General features: G+C 75.1%; 9 protein-coding genes. 3 read left to right on the forward strand and 6 right to left on the reverse strand.

Features of this window, described 5'->3' with window-relative positions; translation table 11 throughout:
• Nucleotides 1-5: 5 nt before the first annotated feature.
• From WMF29_RS15740 to WMF29_RS15755, 4 genes are all read right to left on the reverse strand, one after another.
• On the reverse strand, nt 6-4,118 hold the full coding sequence (locus WMF29_RS15740; protein WP_437329615.1) for a UvrD-helicase domain-containing protein: 4,113 nt from the start codon (nt 4,116-4,118) through the stop codon (nt 6-8).
• Complete coding sequence (locus tag WMF29_RS15745) at nt 4,115-7,261, reverse strand: PD-(D/E)XK nuclease family protein (protein WP_437329616.1); 3,147 nt, start codon at nt 7,259-7,261, stop codon at nt 4,115-4,117. The genes WMF29_RS15740 and WMF29_RS15745 overlap by 4 nt, the downstream gene beginning before the upstream one ends.
• 524 nt (nt 7,262-7,785) lie before the next feature.
• Nucleotides 7,786-8,649 (reverse strand): hypothetical protein, encoded by an 864-nt coding sequence (locus tag WMF29_RS15750; RefSeq protein ID WP_437329617.1) that lies wholly within the window; start codon nt 8,647-8,649, stop codon nt 7,786-7,788.
• 167 nt (nt 8,650-8,816) lie between these two features.
• On the reverse strand, nt 8,817-9,428 hold the full coding sequence (locus tag WMF29_RS15755; RefSeq protein ID WP_437329618.1) for a bactofilin family protein: 612 nt from the start codon (nt 9,426-9,428) through the stop codon (nt 8,817-8,819).
• Between the two features lie 250 nt (nt 9,429-9,678).
• Between WMF29_RS15755 and WMF29_RS15760 the strand changes: the two genes are divergently transcribed.
• Nucleotides 9,679-11,094, forward strand: coding sequence for a hypothetical protein (locus WMF29_RS15760; RefSeq protein ID WP_437329619.1), 1,416 nt, complete (start codon nt 9,679-9,681; stop codon nt 11,092-11,094).
• Nucleotides 11,095-11,128: 34 nt separating this feature from the next.
• Here the strand turns inward: WMF29_RS15760 and WMF29_RS15765 are convergent, their stop codons facing one another.
• On the reverse strand, nt 11,129-11,704 hold the full coding sequence (locus WMF29_RS15765) for a DUF99 family protein (RefSeq protein WP_272098050.1): 576 nt from the start codon (nt 11,702-11,704) through the stop codon (nt 11,129-11,131).
• Between the two features lie 60 nt (nt 11,705-11,764).
• Here WMF29_RS15765 and WMF29_RS15770 point away from each other — a divergent pair, with 60 nt between their 5' ends.
• On the forward strand, nt 11,765-12,436 hold the full coding sequence (locus tag WMF29_RS15770) for an AMIN domain-containing protein (RefSeq protein ID WP_437329620.1): 672 nt from the start codon (nt 11,765-11,767) through the stop codon (nt 12,434-12,436).
• Between the two features lie 59 nt (nt 12,437-12,495).
• Here the strand turns inward: WMF29_RS15770 and WMF29_RS15775 are convergent, their stop codons facing one another.
• On the reverse strand, nt 12,496-13,464 hold the full coding sequence (locus WMF29_RS15775) for a COX15/CtaA family protein (protein WP_437329621.1): 969 nt from the start codon (nt 13,462-13,464) through the stop codon (nt 12,496-12,498).
• A 180-nt stretch (nt 13,465-13,644) separates the two neighbouring features.
• Here WMF29_RS15775 and WMF29_RS15780 point away from each other — a divergent pair, with 180 nt between their 5' ends.
• A complete protein-coding gene (locus tag WMF29_RS15780; RefSeq protein ID WP_437329622.1) occupies nt 13,645-14,811 on the forward strand; it encodes a diguanylate cyclase in 1,167 nt (388 codons plus the stop codon).
• Nucleotides 14,812-14,814: the final 3 nt, after the last annotated feature.

The following is a 14,814-nucleotide window of genomic DNA, read 5'->3' on the forward strand; positions in this document are numbered from 1 at the left end:
ACGCGCTAGCCGTGACAGGCGCGCACGAAGCCGCAGCGCAGCTTGCGGCACGCCTCGACCGGGACGGCGTCGAAGCGATCCTCGGACCTCGCCTCGGCGAAGCGCTCGGCGAGGCGGGCTAGCTCGCGCTCGAACCGCGCGTGATCGTCGTCGGTGAGGGTCCCCATGGGGCCCGCGGCAGCGAGCCACACGGGCTCGACCTCGGCGCCGACGAAGAGCACGCCAGCGCGGATGGGGCGGTCGGGGTGACGCCTCCTGAGCGCGAGCGCACACGCGCGCAGGCGGAGCTCGTACGGCGAGAGATCCGCGCGGGGGCGCGCGCGCTTGTACTCGATGACGTCGATCTGGCCGCCCGGGTGCAGGATGGCGAGATCGATGGCGAGCGAGAGCGCGAGCCTCGCGCCGCGCCGCCGTCCGGCGCGCTGGGGCTCGACGTCGAGCACGAGCGCCTCCTCCCGGAGGAGCGACGCCTCCTCGCCGCGCACCTGGCGCGCGTAAGGGCCGTCCAGGAAGCGCGCGACGCCCTCCGCGGTGCGCAGCACGTCCGGGCCGTGCGGCGGGAAGCCTTCGAAGGCGAGGCGGGCGGCGACCTCCTCGGCCTCGGTCGGCTCACCCCAGCGCGCGCGAGGCCAGCGCTGGAGCACCCGGTGCACGGCGCGGCCAGGAGGGCGAGGATCCGCGCCGTCCTCGAGCTCGACGCGCTCCTCGCCCGGGAGCTCGGGCGGGCCCTCGACGTCGAACAGGCCGAGCTGGCCCTCGCCGGCAGGCTCGGCGATCCCGAGGAGGTGGCGCAGCCGGAAACGGCGCGGGCACGCCTGGAACGCCGCGAGGGACGCCGCCGCGACCAGCACGGTCTGCGCGCGCGCTGGCCCCATGGCCGGGGGCGCACGGGGGGCCGGCGCGGCGCGCGCGTACGCGTCGGTGCCGGGAGCGGGCGCCTTCGCCCCGGCGAGCAGCGCGCTGGCGTCGAGCGTCGCACGGATGGTGCCGGCCAGCGGCGTGGAGGCCTCGATGTCGACGGCCGCCGCGGTCCCGGGGTCGGCGTCGACGGCCGCCGCGGTCCCGGGGTCGGCGTCGACCGCGGCCTTCAGCGTGAGCCAGGCCGAGCCGCTCCGCGGCTTCGCCTCGGCGCCGACGAGCACGAGCTCGCGGCGGGCGCGCGTGATCGCGACGTACGTGAGCCGCTGCCGCTCGGCGCGCTCCCGCGCCCGCACCTCGGCGCGCGCCGCCTGGAGCGCGGGCGTGCTGATGGGCAACGACGGCCCGCGCGCCGACGCCTCGGCGTCCTGGAGCGTGCTGGTCCGCAGCCGTCCGTCGATCACCTGCACGTAGTGGCGCACGAGCAGCGCGGCAGGCCGGTCCCCCGCGGCGGGGACGTAGCTCAGGCCAGGCTGGGCCGCGCGGGGCTCCGCGTTGAGATCCAGGAGCACGACGGCCGGGAAATCGAGCCCCTTGCTGGCGTGGATCGTCGTGAGCCGCACGGCGTCGTCCTCGGGCGAGAAGACGGCGGCCTCGGGCTCGTCCGCCTCGTCGCGGATGCGGCGATCGAGCCAGCGGACGAAGCTCGCGAGCGAGCCGCCCCGGCGGCGGGCGATGGAGACCAGGCGGTCGACGTTGCCGAGGCGGGCCTGGGCGCGAGGGAGCGCCGCGAGGACGCGGTCGAGATCGAAGGCGGTGACCGCGGCGCGGATCGCCTCGCCGGGCGTCGAGCGGAGCGCGGCGCGGCGCAGGCCGGCATAGCGGGCGCGGAACGCCTCGAGCCGCTCGCGATCCCCCGCGGGCAGGCGCGCGAGCGCGGGGAGCGGGCGCCCGTCGTCGAGCTCGGCGTCGTCGGGCGAGGGCGACCGGCCCCCCTGCGCGAGCGCGGCGGCGGACCAGCGGCCGAGCAACGGGACCGCGAGGCCGCGGCCAGGAGGCGCGAGCAGCGCGAGCGAGGTGTCCGAGAGCGCCACCACCGGGCCGCGGAGGACGGTCGCCAGGGCGAGGCGATCGCGCGGATCGAGCAGGAGGCGGAGGATCGCGGCCAGATCACGGACCTCGGCCGCGTCGAAGAGCGCGCGGCCGGCCACCACGTACGGGATCTCGAGGCGCGCGAGCGCCAGCTCGACGAGCGGGATCGTGCTCCTCCGCCGGGTGAGCACGGCGACGTCGCGGAAGCGCAGATCGCCTGTCGCGGCGCCGTCGCGGCCCGCAGCGCCGTCGCGGCCCGCGGCGCCGTCGCGGCCCGCAGCGCCGTCGCGGCCCGCAGCGCCGTCGCCGCCCGCGCCGCGGACGCGCCGCGCGATGTACGCTGCCGCGATCAGCGCCTCGCGCAGCTGTCCGCGCGCGTCCCGGACCAGGGCGTCGACCCCGTCCGGAGCGCCGCCGCCGTCGCTGACCAGCACGACGTCCGTCGGGCCCTCCGCGGCCCTGCCCGGCGCCGCGACGAGGTGCTCCGCCGCGCTGTAGGCGATCTCGAACTCGCGCGGCGGACTTCCAGCCTCGCGCGCGCCCGCGTCGCCGTCGCCCGCGCCGCCGTCGCCCGAGCCGCGATCCTGGGCGAAATCGCGCGCGGAGAAGGCGTTGATGAACGCGAGCAGCTCGGGCGTCGACCGGCGGCTCTCGCGGAGCGCCACGAAATCGGCGCTCGGATCCGGCGACCAGAGCGCGGGCGCGAGCTCGAGCGCGCGGCCCGCGGCGGCGCCGGCGAGCTCCGCGCAGACGCGGCAGAAGATGGAGACGTCGGCCCCGCGGAACCCGTAGATGGATTGCTTGCGATCGCCGACGAGGAACAGGCCGTGACCCGACAGACCGGCCGCCGTCGGGGCCACGCCGGCCGGGCGCGCGAGGGCGGCGTCGTCGCGCTCGCGCAGGAGGTACACGAGATCGCGCTGCACCGCGCTCGTGTCCTGGAACTCGTCGACGAGCAGCACGTCGACCGAGCCGCGGACCGCCGCGCCGATCGCCGGATCGTCCCGCAGGCCGTCGCGGGCGGCGCGCAGGAGATCGCCGAACCCGAGGCCGCCCTCGGTGCGGCGGATCGCCGAGAGCCGCTCGCGGATCTCCTCCAGCAGCTCGATGATCCGCGCCTCGCGGCGCGACAGGGCCGGGGCCTCGCGCAGGAAGCCGAGCAGCTGCTGCGCCTTGTCGCGGTGCTTCTCGCCCGGCAGCGCCTCGCGGAAGGCGATGAGCGCCTCGTCGGCCGGCGTGGACTTGCTCTTGTGGGGCTTGCGCTGCGTGAGGAGCTCGATGAGCGGGGCGCTCGCGGCGCTCGCGGGGAAGGGCGCGCCGCCGTCCTCGCGGCCGAGCGCCGCCACGAGCGCCGCCGCCGGCGCGCGGAAGGCGGCGCTGCCGAGCGCGGCGCTCCCGGCGGCGAGGCGGCGGAGCTCCCGCGCGAGCGCGCTGGCCTCGGCGGCGTGGTCGGACACGGCGAGCCGGCGCGGGGCGAGGCCGTCCTCGTCGAGCCGGTCGAGCAGCCGCGTGACCTCGCTCCGCGCGGCCTCGACGCCGCCCGTCGCGGCGATGAGCGCGCGCGCGGCGTCGGCGCGCTCGCCCCCCTCGGCGAGCGCGCGGCTCAGCGCCTCGTCGACCGCGAGATCGCTGAGCGCCTGCGCCTCCTCCTCGTCGAGGATCCGGGCCGAAGGCGAGAGCCCCATCGCGATCGCGTGCCGGTCCACGATCTGCTTGGCGACGCCGTGGAGCGTGTCGATGCGCGCGGCGGGGAGGCGGGCGAGCGCCTCCTCCGCGCGCTTGCGCAGCTCGGAGACGGGCAGCGACGCGCCGGGGAGGCCGGCGACGGCCGCCTGCCGCGCCCGGAGGATGTCGGCGAAGGGGATGTCCGCCTCGCCGTTCCAGCGGGCGATCTCGCGGAGCGATCGCTCGACGCGGTGGGCGATCTCCCGCGCCGCGGCGCGGGAGAACGTCGTCGCGACGATGCGGTCCGGCGGCACGGGCGGCGCGGCGGACGCTGCGTCGGGCAGGCCGAGGGAGGTGAGGCCGAGCGTGAGCAGCACGTAGAGCGCCGTGAGGCGGTGCGTCTTGCCGGTGCCGGCGCTCGCGGCGACCACGACGTTGCGGCGGAAGGCGTAGATGAGCGCGTCGCCCTCGGCGAGCTCCGCGCCGCGCGGCGCGGAGCTCACGCGACCTCCTCCGCGGCCTCGTCGCTCGGCACGACCGCGGGGCGGCGGCACACGTCGCGCGCGTCGCACCGCGCGCACATCGTCGAGAGCGTCGGCCGCGGCGCGGCCTTGCCCTCCCAGAGCGCGACGACCGCGGCCCGCGCCGTGCGCGCGGCCTCGGCCCAGCCCTCGGCGAGCGCGCGCTGCTCGTCGGCCGTGCGCGGCCACAGCTCGATGAGCCCGCGCTGGCGCACGCCGATGTAGACGGCGCGCACCTCCTCCGCGCCCAGCGCGCGCGCCGCGATGGCGCTGTACAGCGGCAGCTGGAGCGCCCTCCGCCGCTCCTTGGCGTCGGGGAGCTTGCCGGTCTTGTAGTCGACGACCCGCACGACGCGCTGGTCGGTCGATCGATCGAGCCGGTCGATCTGGCCGTCCACCCACAGGCTCGGGCCTCCCTCCTCGTCGAGCGGGGGGAGCTCCAGCGGCCGCCAGGGGGGCGGCTCTCCGGCGCCGAAGCGCCGCTCGGCCAGGAAGAAGCGGAGCTCCGGCGACGCGTCCTCCCCGTCTCCGTCGAGCGTGCGGGCCACGACCTCCAGCACGTCCGCGATCGCCTTCTCGACCGCCTCGCGGCGGAGCGGGGCCATGGGCGCCGAGACGCCGAGCGCCGCCTCGGCCGCGGCGCGCGCCGCCGCGAGCTGCTCGGCCGGATCGCGCTCCGGGCCGAGCTCCCGCAGGGCCTCGAACGAGGCCTGCAGGGCGCGGTGGATCAGCGTGCCGCGCTCGCGCGCGTCGGCCGACTCGGCGAGGTCGTCGGCGCGGCGCACGTGCAGGACGCGGCGGGCGAACGCCGCGAAGGCGCAGCCCACGGCGCGCTCGATGTGGGTGACCGCGATCGGCCTGTCGGGGTGCGCCCCGCCGATCGCGGCCCTGAGCTGCGCGGCGAGCGCGGGATCGCCGTCGACGAGGACGCGGCCCGTGTGGAGGTCGATCGGCGCGCGCGGATCGAGGAAGAAGTCCGCGCGGGCGCGCTCGATCCGGATCCGCTCCGCGAGGTCCGCCGGCGGCCGCCCGCCGCCCGCGAGGGCGATGAGCTCCGCGTCGCGCGGGCCGAGGGGCGCCGCGTCCGGGGCGACGCGCGAGGCGGGCTCCGTGCGCTGGGGCGCGCCGGCCGCCGCGGCCACGACGAAGAGCGGGTGCGGCTCGTTCGGCTCGCTGTCGTCCCCGCGCGTGAAGCAGAGGGCGACGCGCCGGGCGCCGGCGAGCGCCCAGCCGAGCTCCGCGCGCTGGGCCGCCTGGCGCTCGCGCCCCGACGCGGGGCGGCTCGGCGCCGGCAGCCTCCCGCGGAGCGCCTCGCCGAGCAGCGTCTCGTCCGCGCCCGGGCTGCCGCCGTAGGCGCGCGCGTCGAGCCCGGTCACCACCACCACGTCGTGCTCGAGCGCCGTAAAGCCGGCGGCGACGTCGATGCGCACCGCGCCGGCGCGGCCCGCGTCGCCGCGCGGCCCGGCGCCCTGCTCGGCCGCGGCCCGCTCGAGCTCCGCGTAGATCTCGGCCACGGTGGCGGGGCGCTCCTCGCAGCCGAGGTCGTACGCGGCCCGCGCGAGCGCCTCGGCCTGCTCGCGGATCGCGCGCGCGGCCCGCGCTCCTTGCCCCATCGCGCCCATCGCCTCGAGCGCGAGCGCGCCGCCGCTCCGCCGCTCGCCGCGCAGCGCGGCGCGGAGCTCCTCGAGCCCGGGCTCGCCGAAGCCCAGCTTGTCGAGGAGCGACAGGAAGCGCCGCACGATCTCGGGCCGCGTCGCCGCCTCGCCGATCCAGCGGGCGCTGGCCAGCAGCCGCTCCAGCGCGTGCGGCATCCACGCCTCGTCGTCGCCGTCCTCGTCGCCGTGCGCGCCGCCCGCGCCGCGCAGCACCTCCAGGCCCAGGGCGAGCTCCGCGTCGCTCAGCGCCTCCTGCGCGGTCGCCGGCGGCGTCCGCGCCGTCCCTGCGCGGCGGTCCGCGCGGCGGGCCGCCACGACCGAGATGAGGCCGTCGATGAGCAGCCGGCCCGTGCGATCCACCTCGACCGGCACGTCGCGCAGCCGGTGGGCCAGGTCGGTCGAGCGCCGCTCCGCCTCCGTGGCGGACGTGCGGTCCATCCAGGCGCCGGCGTGGACCCCCGGGGCGCGGAGGATCTCGATCGCCTGCTCGCGGCGCACCGGCCCGACGGCGAGGCGCAGGATGGCGAGCGCGACGCGCCCGTCGGGGCAGCTCGCGGCGGCGCGGCCGCGCGGCTCCGAGGCGCGGACGCCCGCGTCGGCCAGCGCGGCGCGGAGGGGCTCGAGCGCGGCGTCGTCGAGCGCCGGCACGACGACGGCGATCCGCTCGGGCGGGATCCCGCGGCCGAGCGCGGCGGCCACCTCGGCGGCGGCGGCGCGCGCCTCGCCCTCCGGGGTCCTCGCCGCGACGGCGGCGAGCGGCTCCGCTCCGCCGTCGGGCACCCAGGCGATCTCCGGCGCGTCCTCGAGCGAGGCCCAGCGCCGCTCCAGCGCGTCGGCGATCGGCGCCGCGCCTTCGTCCGGGAGCGCGGGCAGCTCGACGGTGACGCCCGCGCCGCCGCGGGCGCGGACCGCGGCGTGGAGCGCCTCGACCCAGGCGAGATCGTCGGGCTCCCAGGCCACGGCGCCGCGGATCGCGACCTTGCGCGGGAGCGGGAGCGCGGCGGACGCGCCGGCCGAGCGGAGCGCCCGCGCGAGCACGGACCCGGCGCAGCGCGGGTCGACGAGGCGCGCTGCCCGCAGGGCGGCGTCCGCCCGATCGAGGACCTCGGCGATGGCGATCGCGTACGGGGTCCCGAGCGCCCGCAGCTCCGCCGGGGAGGTCCCGGCGCGCCGGAAGCTCCCGAGGGCGCGGTCGATGGCGTGCGCGAGCGCGACGCGCGCGGCGGGCTCGGCCGGCTGACGCAGCCGATCCGGCGGCAGGGCGTCGAGGGCGAGCCGGGTGGCGAGGCGGCTCGTGTGAAGGCTCGCTATGGCGGCGTCCGGCGCCAGCAGGGCGAGCGCCTCGGAGACGAAGCTCCACCGTGAGCGGATTTCCTGTCCTGCGGTACGCGGGTCGCGCAGATCGAGCGAGGCGAGCTCGCGTTCAACGTGCCGCTCGGTCGGGACGATGAGGAGCGATGTTCTGCTCACCACCGCGAGACGGCCGAGTGCCGCTCCCGGGAAGCGCAGGCGCCCGCCAGGGCAGGCGGCTGAGAGGGCGCCGGCGCGTCTGAATGCACGTCCAGCAAGGGGGACCTCACGGCAGACGCTTTACTTCATGCATCCGTCCCCTCGCAACCTCTGCCGGGGGCGCGCCTTGTTGAAAAAGTCCCGCGGAATGTGGGAATTCTTGTGGGGAAAAGGGAATGCGTGTTGAAAAACCTGTTGAGAACCCCGGACGGTCCGGGTCGCAGCGCGCCGTAGACCTGCGGAATTGCACGCAGCGAGGGCGGGCCAGAGCACGCCCGGGGCGCTCTGCAGTTTTCAACAGGCTCAGCGGTGATCGGCGGCGATCGGAGGAGACCGGACGTCACGACGGGGCGTGAGCCGCCTCGGCAGGCCGAGCGGGGCAGGGCGGACGGAAGGAGGAAAGGGGGAGGAGGGGGCTGAGCGCTCCGTCGCGAGGCGCCCTGTCGGTTGCGTCGGTTGCGTCGGTTGCGTCGGTTGCGAGGGGCCTAGCGGCGCGCCACGTCCTTGTCGCGGCGGACGCTGGTGTCGTCGGCCGGCGGCAGATCGGACACGCTCGCCGGCGGCATCGCTGGCGGCAGCAGCGTGGGAGCCGCCGTCGCGCTGCCCTGGTCGCCGCCTCGCGCGGCGGGACCGGCGCCGGCCGACGCGGCGGCGGACGCGCTCGTCACGGCGCCCGGCGAAGCATCGGAGGCGGCGGGTGAAGCATCGGAGGCGGCGGTGGTCGCCTGCGTGGCTGGGGGCGCCTCGGACTGTGCGCGATTCCGCACGGCGGTCACCGCCTTGTCGGCCGCCTTGACGAGCTGTGTCGTCACGACCGAGGGCGGGAAGGGGAGCTTCGGGGCGACGAAGAGCTCGAGCTTCAGGATCGTGTGGTGCTCGTCGACGGCGCGGAGCCGCCAGCGGGCGCGGAAGTCGGCGACGTTGCCGCGCTTGTGGCGGCCGGAGATCACCTCGTCCGCGCCGTCCTTGGTGGGCGGCGACATGTCGGCGACCGTCCAGATGTGCGCGGCGCCGTTCAGGATCGGCACCTGGAGATAGACCTCGCTCGTGCCCTTGCGCTTCGCGAGCACGCGGCTCTGGTCGAAGGGGCCGATGAACGTCTTGTAGCTGCCGTAGGAGGTGACGATCTTCCGGACCGCCGGCAGGGGCGCTTTCACGAGGATCGCTGCGCCCCCGGTGTCGATCGCGGCGACGGGCCCGGTGGTCTTCAGCGTGTACCGGAGCGCCTTCCCGAGCGACGCGAGCTTCTCCGACTCGGCGTCGGCGGCGCGGGCCGCGCGCGGCGAGAGGGAGAGGGCGAGGACGGCGAGCGAGAAGGCGATCAAGGACAGGGACCACAGTTTCTTCATGGACTCTCCTGTTCGAGCGACGTCCGTCAGCGCGGGCTCCCCCCCACGTAGCGGACATGCGCCTCGGGCGGCGAGACCGCAGCCCCTCGCTACATGTAACTCCGTGAGCAGGCGGCCGCACGCCTGCGCACTACAGAAAACATGCTTTCTTCGGACGAGGTCGGAATTCAGCGATCGGCGTCGGCGCGCTTCACGTTCACGCCGCTGGCGCCGCGCTGCGCGCTGCCGCCGCTGTCTTCGCTCGTGGGCGCGGCGCTCGCGGCCTGTCCGGCAGCGTCGGCGTCGGGCTCGGACGAGGCCGCGGGTGGCCGCAGGGGCCGCTCGCCTGGCTCCTCGTCGAGCGGGGCCATCTTGCAGGAGCCGTCGAACTGCACGCCGCGATCGATGAAGATGGCGGGCGCGTGCAGGGCGCCGGTCACCTTGGATGGAGCGTAGAGCTCGATGGCGTCGCGGGCGCGGATGCTCGCCTGGACCTCGCCGCCCGTGACGATGCACGTGACCACGTGGATCTCCCCGATCACGAGCGCCCCTTCGCCGATCACGAGCACGTCCTCGCCGCGGATCTCGCCGCGGAAGCTGCCGTCGATGCGCACGCGGCCCTCGAAGAAGAGCTTGCCTTCGAAGTGCGTACCGCGGCCCAGGAGGGCGTTGATCTCGGTGGGCCGGTGGCCCCCGCCGTCGTCGCCGCGCGGGCTTCCTGGGGATCGCGGCGAGAGGGGCGAATCCCTGTCGCCCGGGAAGGACATCGGCTCCATCGCCTGCTGGCTTACTTCAGGCATCGTCACATTCGCAACGGGGGTGCGCGTCAGTCGCGTAACGGGCGCGCCGAGGTGGCCGTGTATGTTGAGTGATTTCCGATGCTTGGAGACGATTTGCGGCAGGGTACGTTTTCTGCAGAGAGGGCGGACCGAGCAGGTGTCCCGGCGCGCTGACCGCGCCGGTGGACGGCGCGCGCGGAGGGTGAGCCGACGTCTGGCCGAGCGCGCGGTGGAGCGTGAGGGTCCGAGGCGACCAGGAGAGGGAGTGGAGATGACGTTCCGATCGTTGCTTGTGGCTGCCGGTGTCCTGGGCAGCATCTCGGTGGCGTCCGCGCAGACGCCACCCGCGCAGCCGACAGCTCCACCGGCCGATCTCACGCCGCCTCAGCCGCCGCAGCAACCGGCCGCCCCGGCGCCGGCCGCGCCCGGCGCTCCTGCCGCGCCCGGCGCTCCTGCCGCGGCTCCCGGCGCCCCTGCGGCTGCGCCGGGCGTGGCTGCCGCGCCCGCCGCCGCTCCGCCCGCGGAGCCAGCGCCCCCCGCGCAGCCGGAGCCTCCGGCAGAGCCGCCGTCGGCCCCGGCGACACCGCGGTCCGACGCCGTGGTCTCCCCGGTGGTGCGGTTCGATCTGGCCACCGCGGCCGATACCGTGCAGGAGGAGGACGAAGAGACGAACCTGCGCTGGCGCGGGACCACGTTCACCTGGAACCAGGCCGGCAGCACGACCCTCTTCGGCGTCGGCGGCGAGTACACGCCCGACATCCAGGTCTACGGCTGGGATTTCACGCTGCGGCCGAGCTACTACCTGCTCGACCGCCCCAAGGACAAGGTGTCGCTGTCGGCCGAGATCGGCTGGCTCGTCGAGCTCACGAACAGCGACACCACCGCCACGTACCGGGAGCCGCAGCTCAAGGACACGACGCTCGGCGCCCGGTACAGCCGCGCGCTCTGGGAGAGCGGCGGCGCGAACAAAGGCGAGTACAAGACGGACGCCGCCATGCGGCTGCGCGTGACCCTGCCGACCTCGCCGCAGAGCTGGAACTCGGGCGACTACTTCACCGTGTCGGTCGGCCCGCAGGTGAGCCAGAAGATCAAGCTGCTCGGTTCGAAGGCCGACGGGCTCAACCATGTGACGGCGACGCTCGGCGTGACGTATGCCCACCTGTTCTCCAGATCGATCATGCGGGTGAACCCGGACCTCCGACGACTCCGGCAGAACCCGAGCGGTGAGAGCGAGCTCGACGAACAGCTGAGCGGGTATGCCCAGGTCCTCAATCGCCTGACCACGAGCCTCGATCTCGACGTGCCGCTCTACAAGGACCTCTCGCTGGGGACGAGCTTCGGGCTGCTCAGCCGGTTCAAGCCCGAGCTCGGAGAGGGATGCCTCAAGATCAGCACCGGCTGCGCCCCGTATACCTTCGACGGGACCACCTACCTCCCGAACACGGCGTTCGACATCAACGTGAGCTACCCGGTCTACGAGGTCGTCGACCTCACGCTGGGCTACAACAACACAACGGCGCAGCTCGGGGAGGACGGCCAGCGCAGGAACTTCTTCTATAGCCCTGACGCCCAGTTCTATCTCGACATCAACGCCAACCTCGACGTCATCTACTCGAAGGTGACAGGCCGCGGGAAGAAGGCCGAGAAGGCGGGCACCGCCAGCGCTTCGCGCCGGCAGGCGCTCTGACGCGCGCGAGCCGTCGCGGCTCGTCAACGTACCGTTACGCGCGCCCGCGGCTCTCGCCGGTGGTCAGGCCGCCGGCGATGAGGTGCGCGGCGCGCAGGGGCTCGGGGAGGTGGCCGTTCACCGAGAGCCGCGCGATCAGCGCGCTCGCGTCGTCCAGCGAGATCCCGGCGCGCTGCACGTACACGCTCGCGACGGGCTCCATCGGGCCAGCGCGCTCGATGAGCGCCCACTTGCGGCGCCCTCCCCGGACGCGCGAGAGCAGCGCGTCGCGGATCGCGTCGAGGTCCGGGAGGCGCCGCGCCACCACCACGACCGGCAGGGCGAGGGCTTCGTGCAGCGCCGCGAGATCGACGACGTTGAAGCCCGCCACAGCGATGCCCTGGAGCATGACCACCTGCGCCTGGGCGTAGAAGCGGGAGCCGCGGATCATCGCGGCGATCGCGGGCGTGGCGTTCCGCCCGTCGCGCCTCACGCGGGTGGAGAGGACGCCCTCGAGGCGCAGCCCCGAAAAGACGGTCCCGACGACCTGCACGTCGCCGCGGTGGTCGCGGGCGAACGGCGCGTCGTCGACCCCGATGACGTGCGAGAAGCGTGGAGCGCGGGCCGGCACACGCGGAGCTTAACGTGCTGCCGTCTTTGCCGGGCCAGGCGGTCGTGCTGTACTGATAGAATGCGACCTTCCAGGCACCTCTCGCTGAGCCTTCTGCTCGCCCTCGGCCTCGCCTCGTCGCTCGCCTTCGGGCAGGGCGCCACCGCCCAGCCGGCCCCGAAGGCCGCCGCGGCGCCGGAGAAGGCCGCCGCCCCGCAGAAGCCGGCGGTCAACAAGCCGCGCGGCGGCAGCGCCGGCGCGCCGAAGCGCGCCGGGCGCGCGCGCAAGCCCAAGAAGGACGCGCAGGCGAGCCTCGCCGGGCGGCCGGTCGCCACCTTCCCGGGCTTCCGCATGCTCCCGGCCGGAGGCTCGCGCGTGTTCGTGCAGATCCACGGCGGCAAGGTCGACGTCGCCGAGTCGAAGGCCGCCGGACGCCTCGTCTACCGGCTGAAGGGCGCAGGGGCGATCCAGACGAACCGCTTCCCGCTCGTGACGTCGTTCTTCGCGACCCCGGTGACCCAGGTGCAGCTCGTCGGCCAGGGCAACGATCTCGACATGGTGATCGACCTGCGCACCCAGACCGAGGCGGCGTACCGCGTGCTCGAGACCGATCAAGGGATGGTGCTCCAGGTCGACTTCCCCCCGTCCGTGCCCGAGCAGCGCGCCGCGGCGCCGGCCGAGGGAGCGCGCAAGCGCTCGGAGCGCCGCACGATCTCGCAGGATCCCGGGAGCGACGAGAGCTCGGATCTCTAGCGTTCCGGCTGGCCGCGGCCGGGGTCCGGGCCGAGGCCGAGCTCACCGCCAGAGGGCAACTAGATGGCGACGGCCTCCCGCCGGGCCTTCTCCCCGGGCGGACCCGCGTCCGCCGCCGAGGCCGGCTCGCCCATCGCCGCCGCGGCGAACGTCACGAGGACCATCCACAGGAGATCGGCGAGCAGCAGGTGGACGAGCTGCATCCACACCGGCGCGAGCAACAAGAGGTTGAGGAGCCCCGCGCCGATCTGCAGCAGCACGAGCGCTCCGGTCGCCGCCGAGAGCCGCGCGACCTCGGGCGAGGGGCGCCGGGCAGCGACGGCGCCGCGGGCGAAGAGGAGGTAGACGGCCACGGCCGCCGCCACCGTCGGGTGCAGCACGCGCAGCTGCAGCAGGAAATGCGCCGCGGGCGAGAAATCCTGCGCCAGCCCCTCTCGGAGCGAGCCCGCGGCGAAGAGCGTGTCCCCGAGCGCGGCGATGGCCCCGGTCACGCCCACCGCGAGGACGCCTGCGAGCCCGGCGCCGAGCAGCGCGCCCGTCACCCCCTGGCCGCGCAAGCGCACGCGCCGGCCCCCGCGTGCCCAGTAGAGGGTGCAGGTCATGGCGCCCACCAGCAGGAACGTGTTGATGAGGTGCACGGCCATCCAGAGCGCGCGCGCCGCCGACGCGTCGTGCGCGACGTACTCGAGCAGGACGATCCCGGCGCCGACCGCCGCCTCGGTGATCATGAACAGCATCGACGCGGCCGCGCCGCCGCGCACCGGGTGGCCCGACGGATAAGCGACGAAGGCCCAGACGAGCTGCAGCGCGACGAGCAGGAACGCGATGCCCGAGGTGGCGCGGTGCGTGAACTCGATGAAGGTCGCCGCGCTCGGAGAGCGCGGGATGACGTCGCCGTTGCACGTCGGCCAGTGGCTGCCGCAGCCGGCCCCCGAGCCGGTCGCGCGCACGAACGCGCCCCACAGGATCACGCCGAGCGTGAAGGCCAGCGCGAGCGCCGCGAGCTTCCAGAACCGCGCCTGAGTCATGCCGGGTCCTTACCGCGAAACCAGCGCGACGGCAGCCCGCGCGAGATCGGCGATGCACGGGCAACCTGCCCAAGCAACTCCTGCGATCGTCAGCGCGACCGCGCGCGACCGGCGGCGAGGCGGCGTCCACCGCAGCGCGATCTCGTTGCGCCCGGCCCCGGCTGAAGGGAGGATGTGCCGGTGCCGAACAGCGACGAACTCCGAACCGCTCCGCTCTCCGCGCCGATCGAGCTCCCGAGCGGTCGACCGGCCAGGATCGTCGTCGCGGACGACGACCGCCTCGCGCGCCAGATGCTGGCGAGCATCCTTCAGAAGGCGGGCTTCCAGGTCGAGGCGGTCGACGACGGCCAGGAGGCGATCGAGCTGATCGGGCGGGGAGGGGTCGATCTCGTGCTCCTCGACATCGTGATGCCCCGGCTCACCGGCCTCGAGGCGTGCAGGCTGCTCAAGAGCATGACGTCGGAGTCGTTCCTCCCCGTCGTGCTGGTCACCGTGAAGAGCGACACGGCGAACCGTGTCGAGGGGCTCAAGATCGGCGCCGACGATTACGTCTGCAAGCCGTTCGAGGAGGAGGAGCTCCTCGCGCGGGTCGGGGCGATGCTCCGGATCAAGCGGCTGCACGACCAGGTCGCGGCGCAGCGCGCCTACCTGGAGCAGCTCTCCATCCACGACGAGATGACGGGGCTCTACAACTACCGTTACCTCTTCACGCGCCTCAACGAGGAGTTCAAGCGCGCGGAGCGCTACCACGAGCCGTTCGCCTGCGTGCTCGTCGACATCGATCGGCTGAAGGCGATGAACGAGACCGGGGGGCGCACGCTCGGCGACGCCGTGATCCGGCGCGTGGCCGATGGGATCCGCCGCTCCGTCCGGGAGGTGGACGTGGTCGCGCGGTACGGCGGCGAGGAGTTCCTCATCGTCCTGCCGAGCACCCACTTCGCCGGGTCGCTGACGGTGGCCGAGCGGATCTGGCGCGAGGCCTCCGGCAACCCGGTCGAGTTCGGCGGAGAGGCGAGGCCGTGCAGCGTCTCGATCGGCGTCTCGCTCTACCCCTCGCGCGACGTCCGCTCCAAGGACGCGCTGATCCGCGCCGCGGAGAGCGCGCTCAACCAGGCGAAGCGCGAGGGCGGCAACCGGATCTGCGTCTTCCAGCAGCACGGCCACATCTACACGCCGACGGCGAGCGGCGAGCCGCAGTCCTCACCCCCGCCAGGGAAGCTCCGGCGCTCGAGCGATCCGGCCTTCGCCGCGACGCACGCGGCGCACACGGCTGCGGAGGAGCCGAAGGAGCCGCAGACGCGCCGGGGCACCGACCTCCCGCCCTTCCCCTCACGCAAGCCGCTCTAGTCC

The organism is Sorangium sp. So ce381 (assembly GCF_051473845.1).
GTDB lineage: Bacteria > Myxococcota_A > Polyangia > Polyangiales > Polyangiaceae > Sorangium > Sorangium atrum.

Excerpts from the sequence above, each read along its gene's own strand:
- WMF29_RS15750 (WP_437329617.1), bottom strand. The coding sequence starts at position 8,649 with ATGAAGAAACTGTGGTCCCTGTCCTTGATCGCCTTCTCGCTCGCCGTC.
- WMF29_RS15770 (WP_437329620.1), top strand. The coding sequence starts at position 11,765 with ATGCGACCTTCCAGGCACCTCTCGCTGAGCCTTCTGCTCGCCCTCGGC.
- WMF29_RS15775 (WP_437329621.1), bottom strand. The coding sequence starts at position 13,464 with ATGACTCAGGCGCGGTTCTGGAAGCTCGCGGCGCTCGCGCTGGCCTTC.
- WMF29_RS15760 (WP_437329619.1), top strand. The coding sequence starts at position 9,679 with ATGACGTTCCGATCGTTGCTTGTGGCTGCCGGTGTCCTGGGCAGCATC.
- WMF29_RS15755 (WP_437329618.1), bottom strand. The coding sequence starts at position 9,428 with ATGCCTGAAGTAAGCCAGCAGGCGATGGAGCCGATGTCCTTCCCGGGC.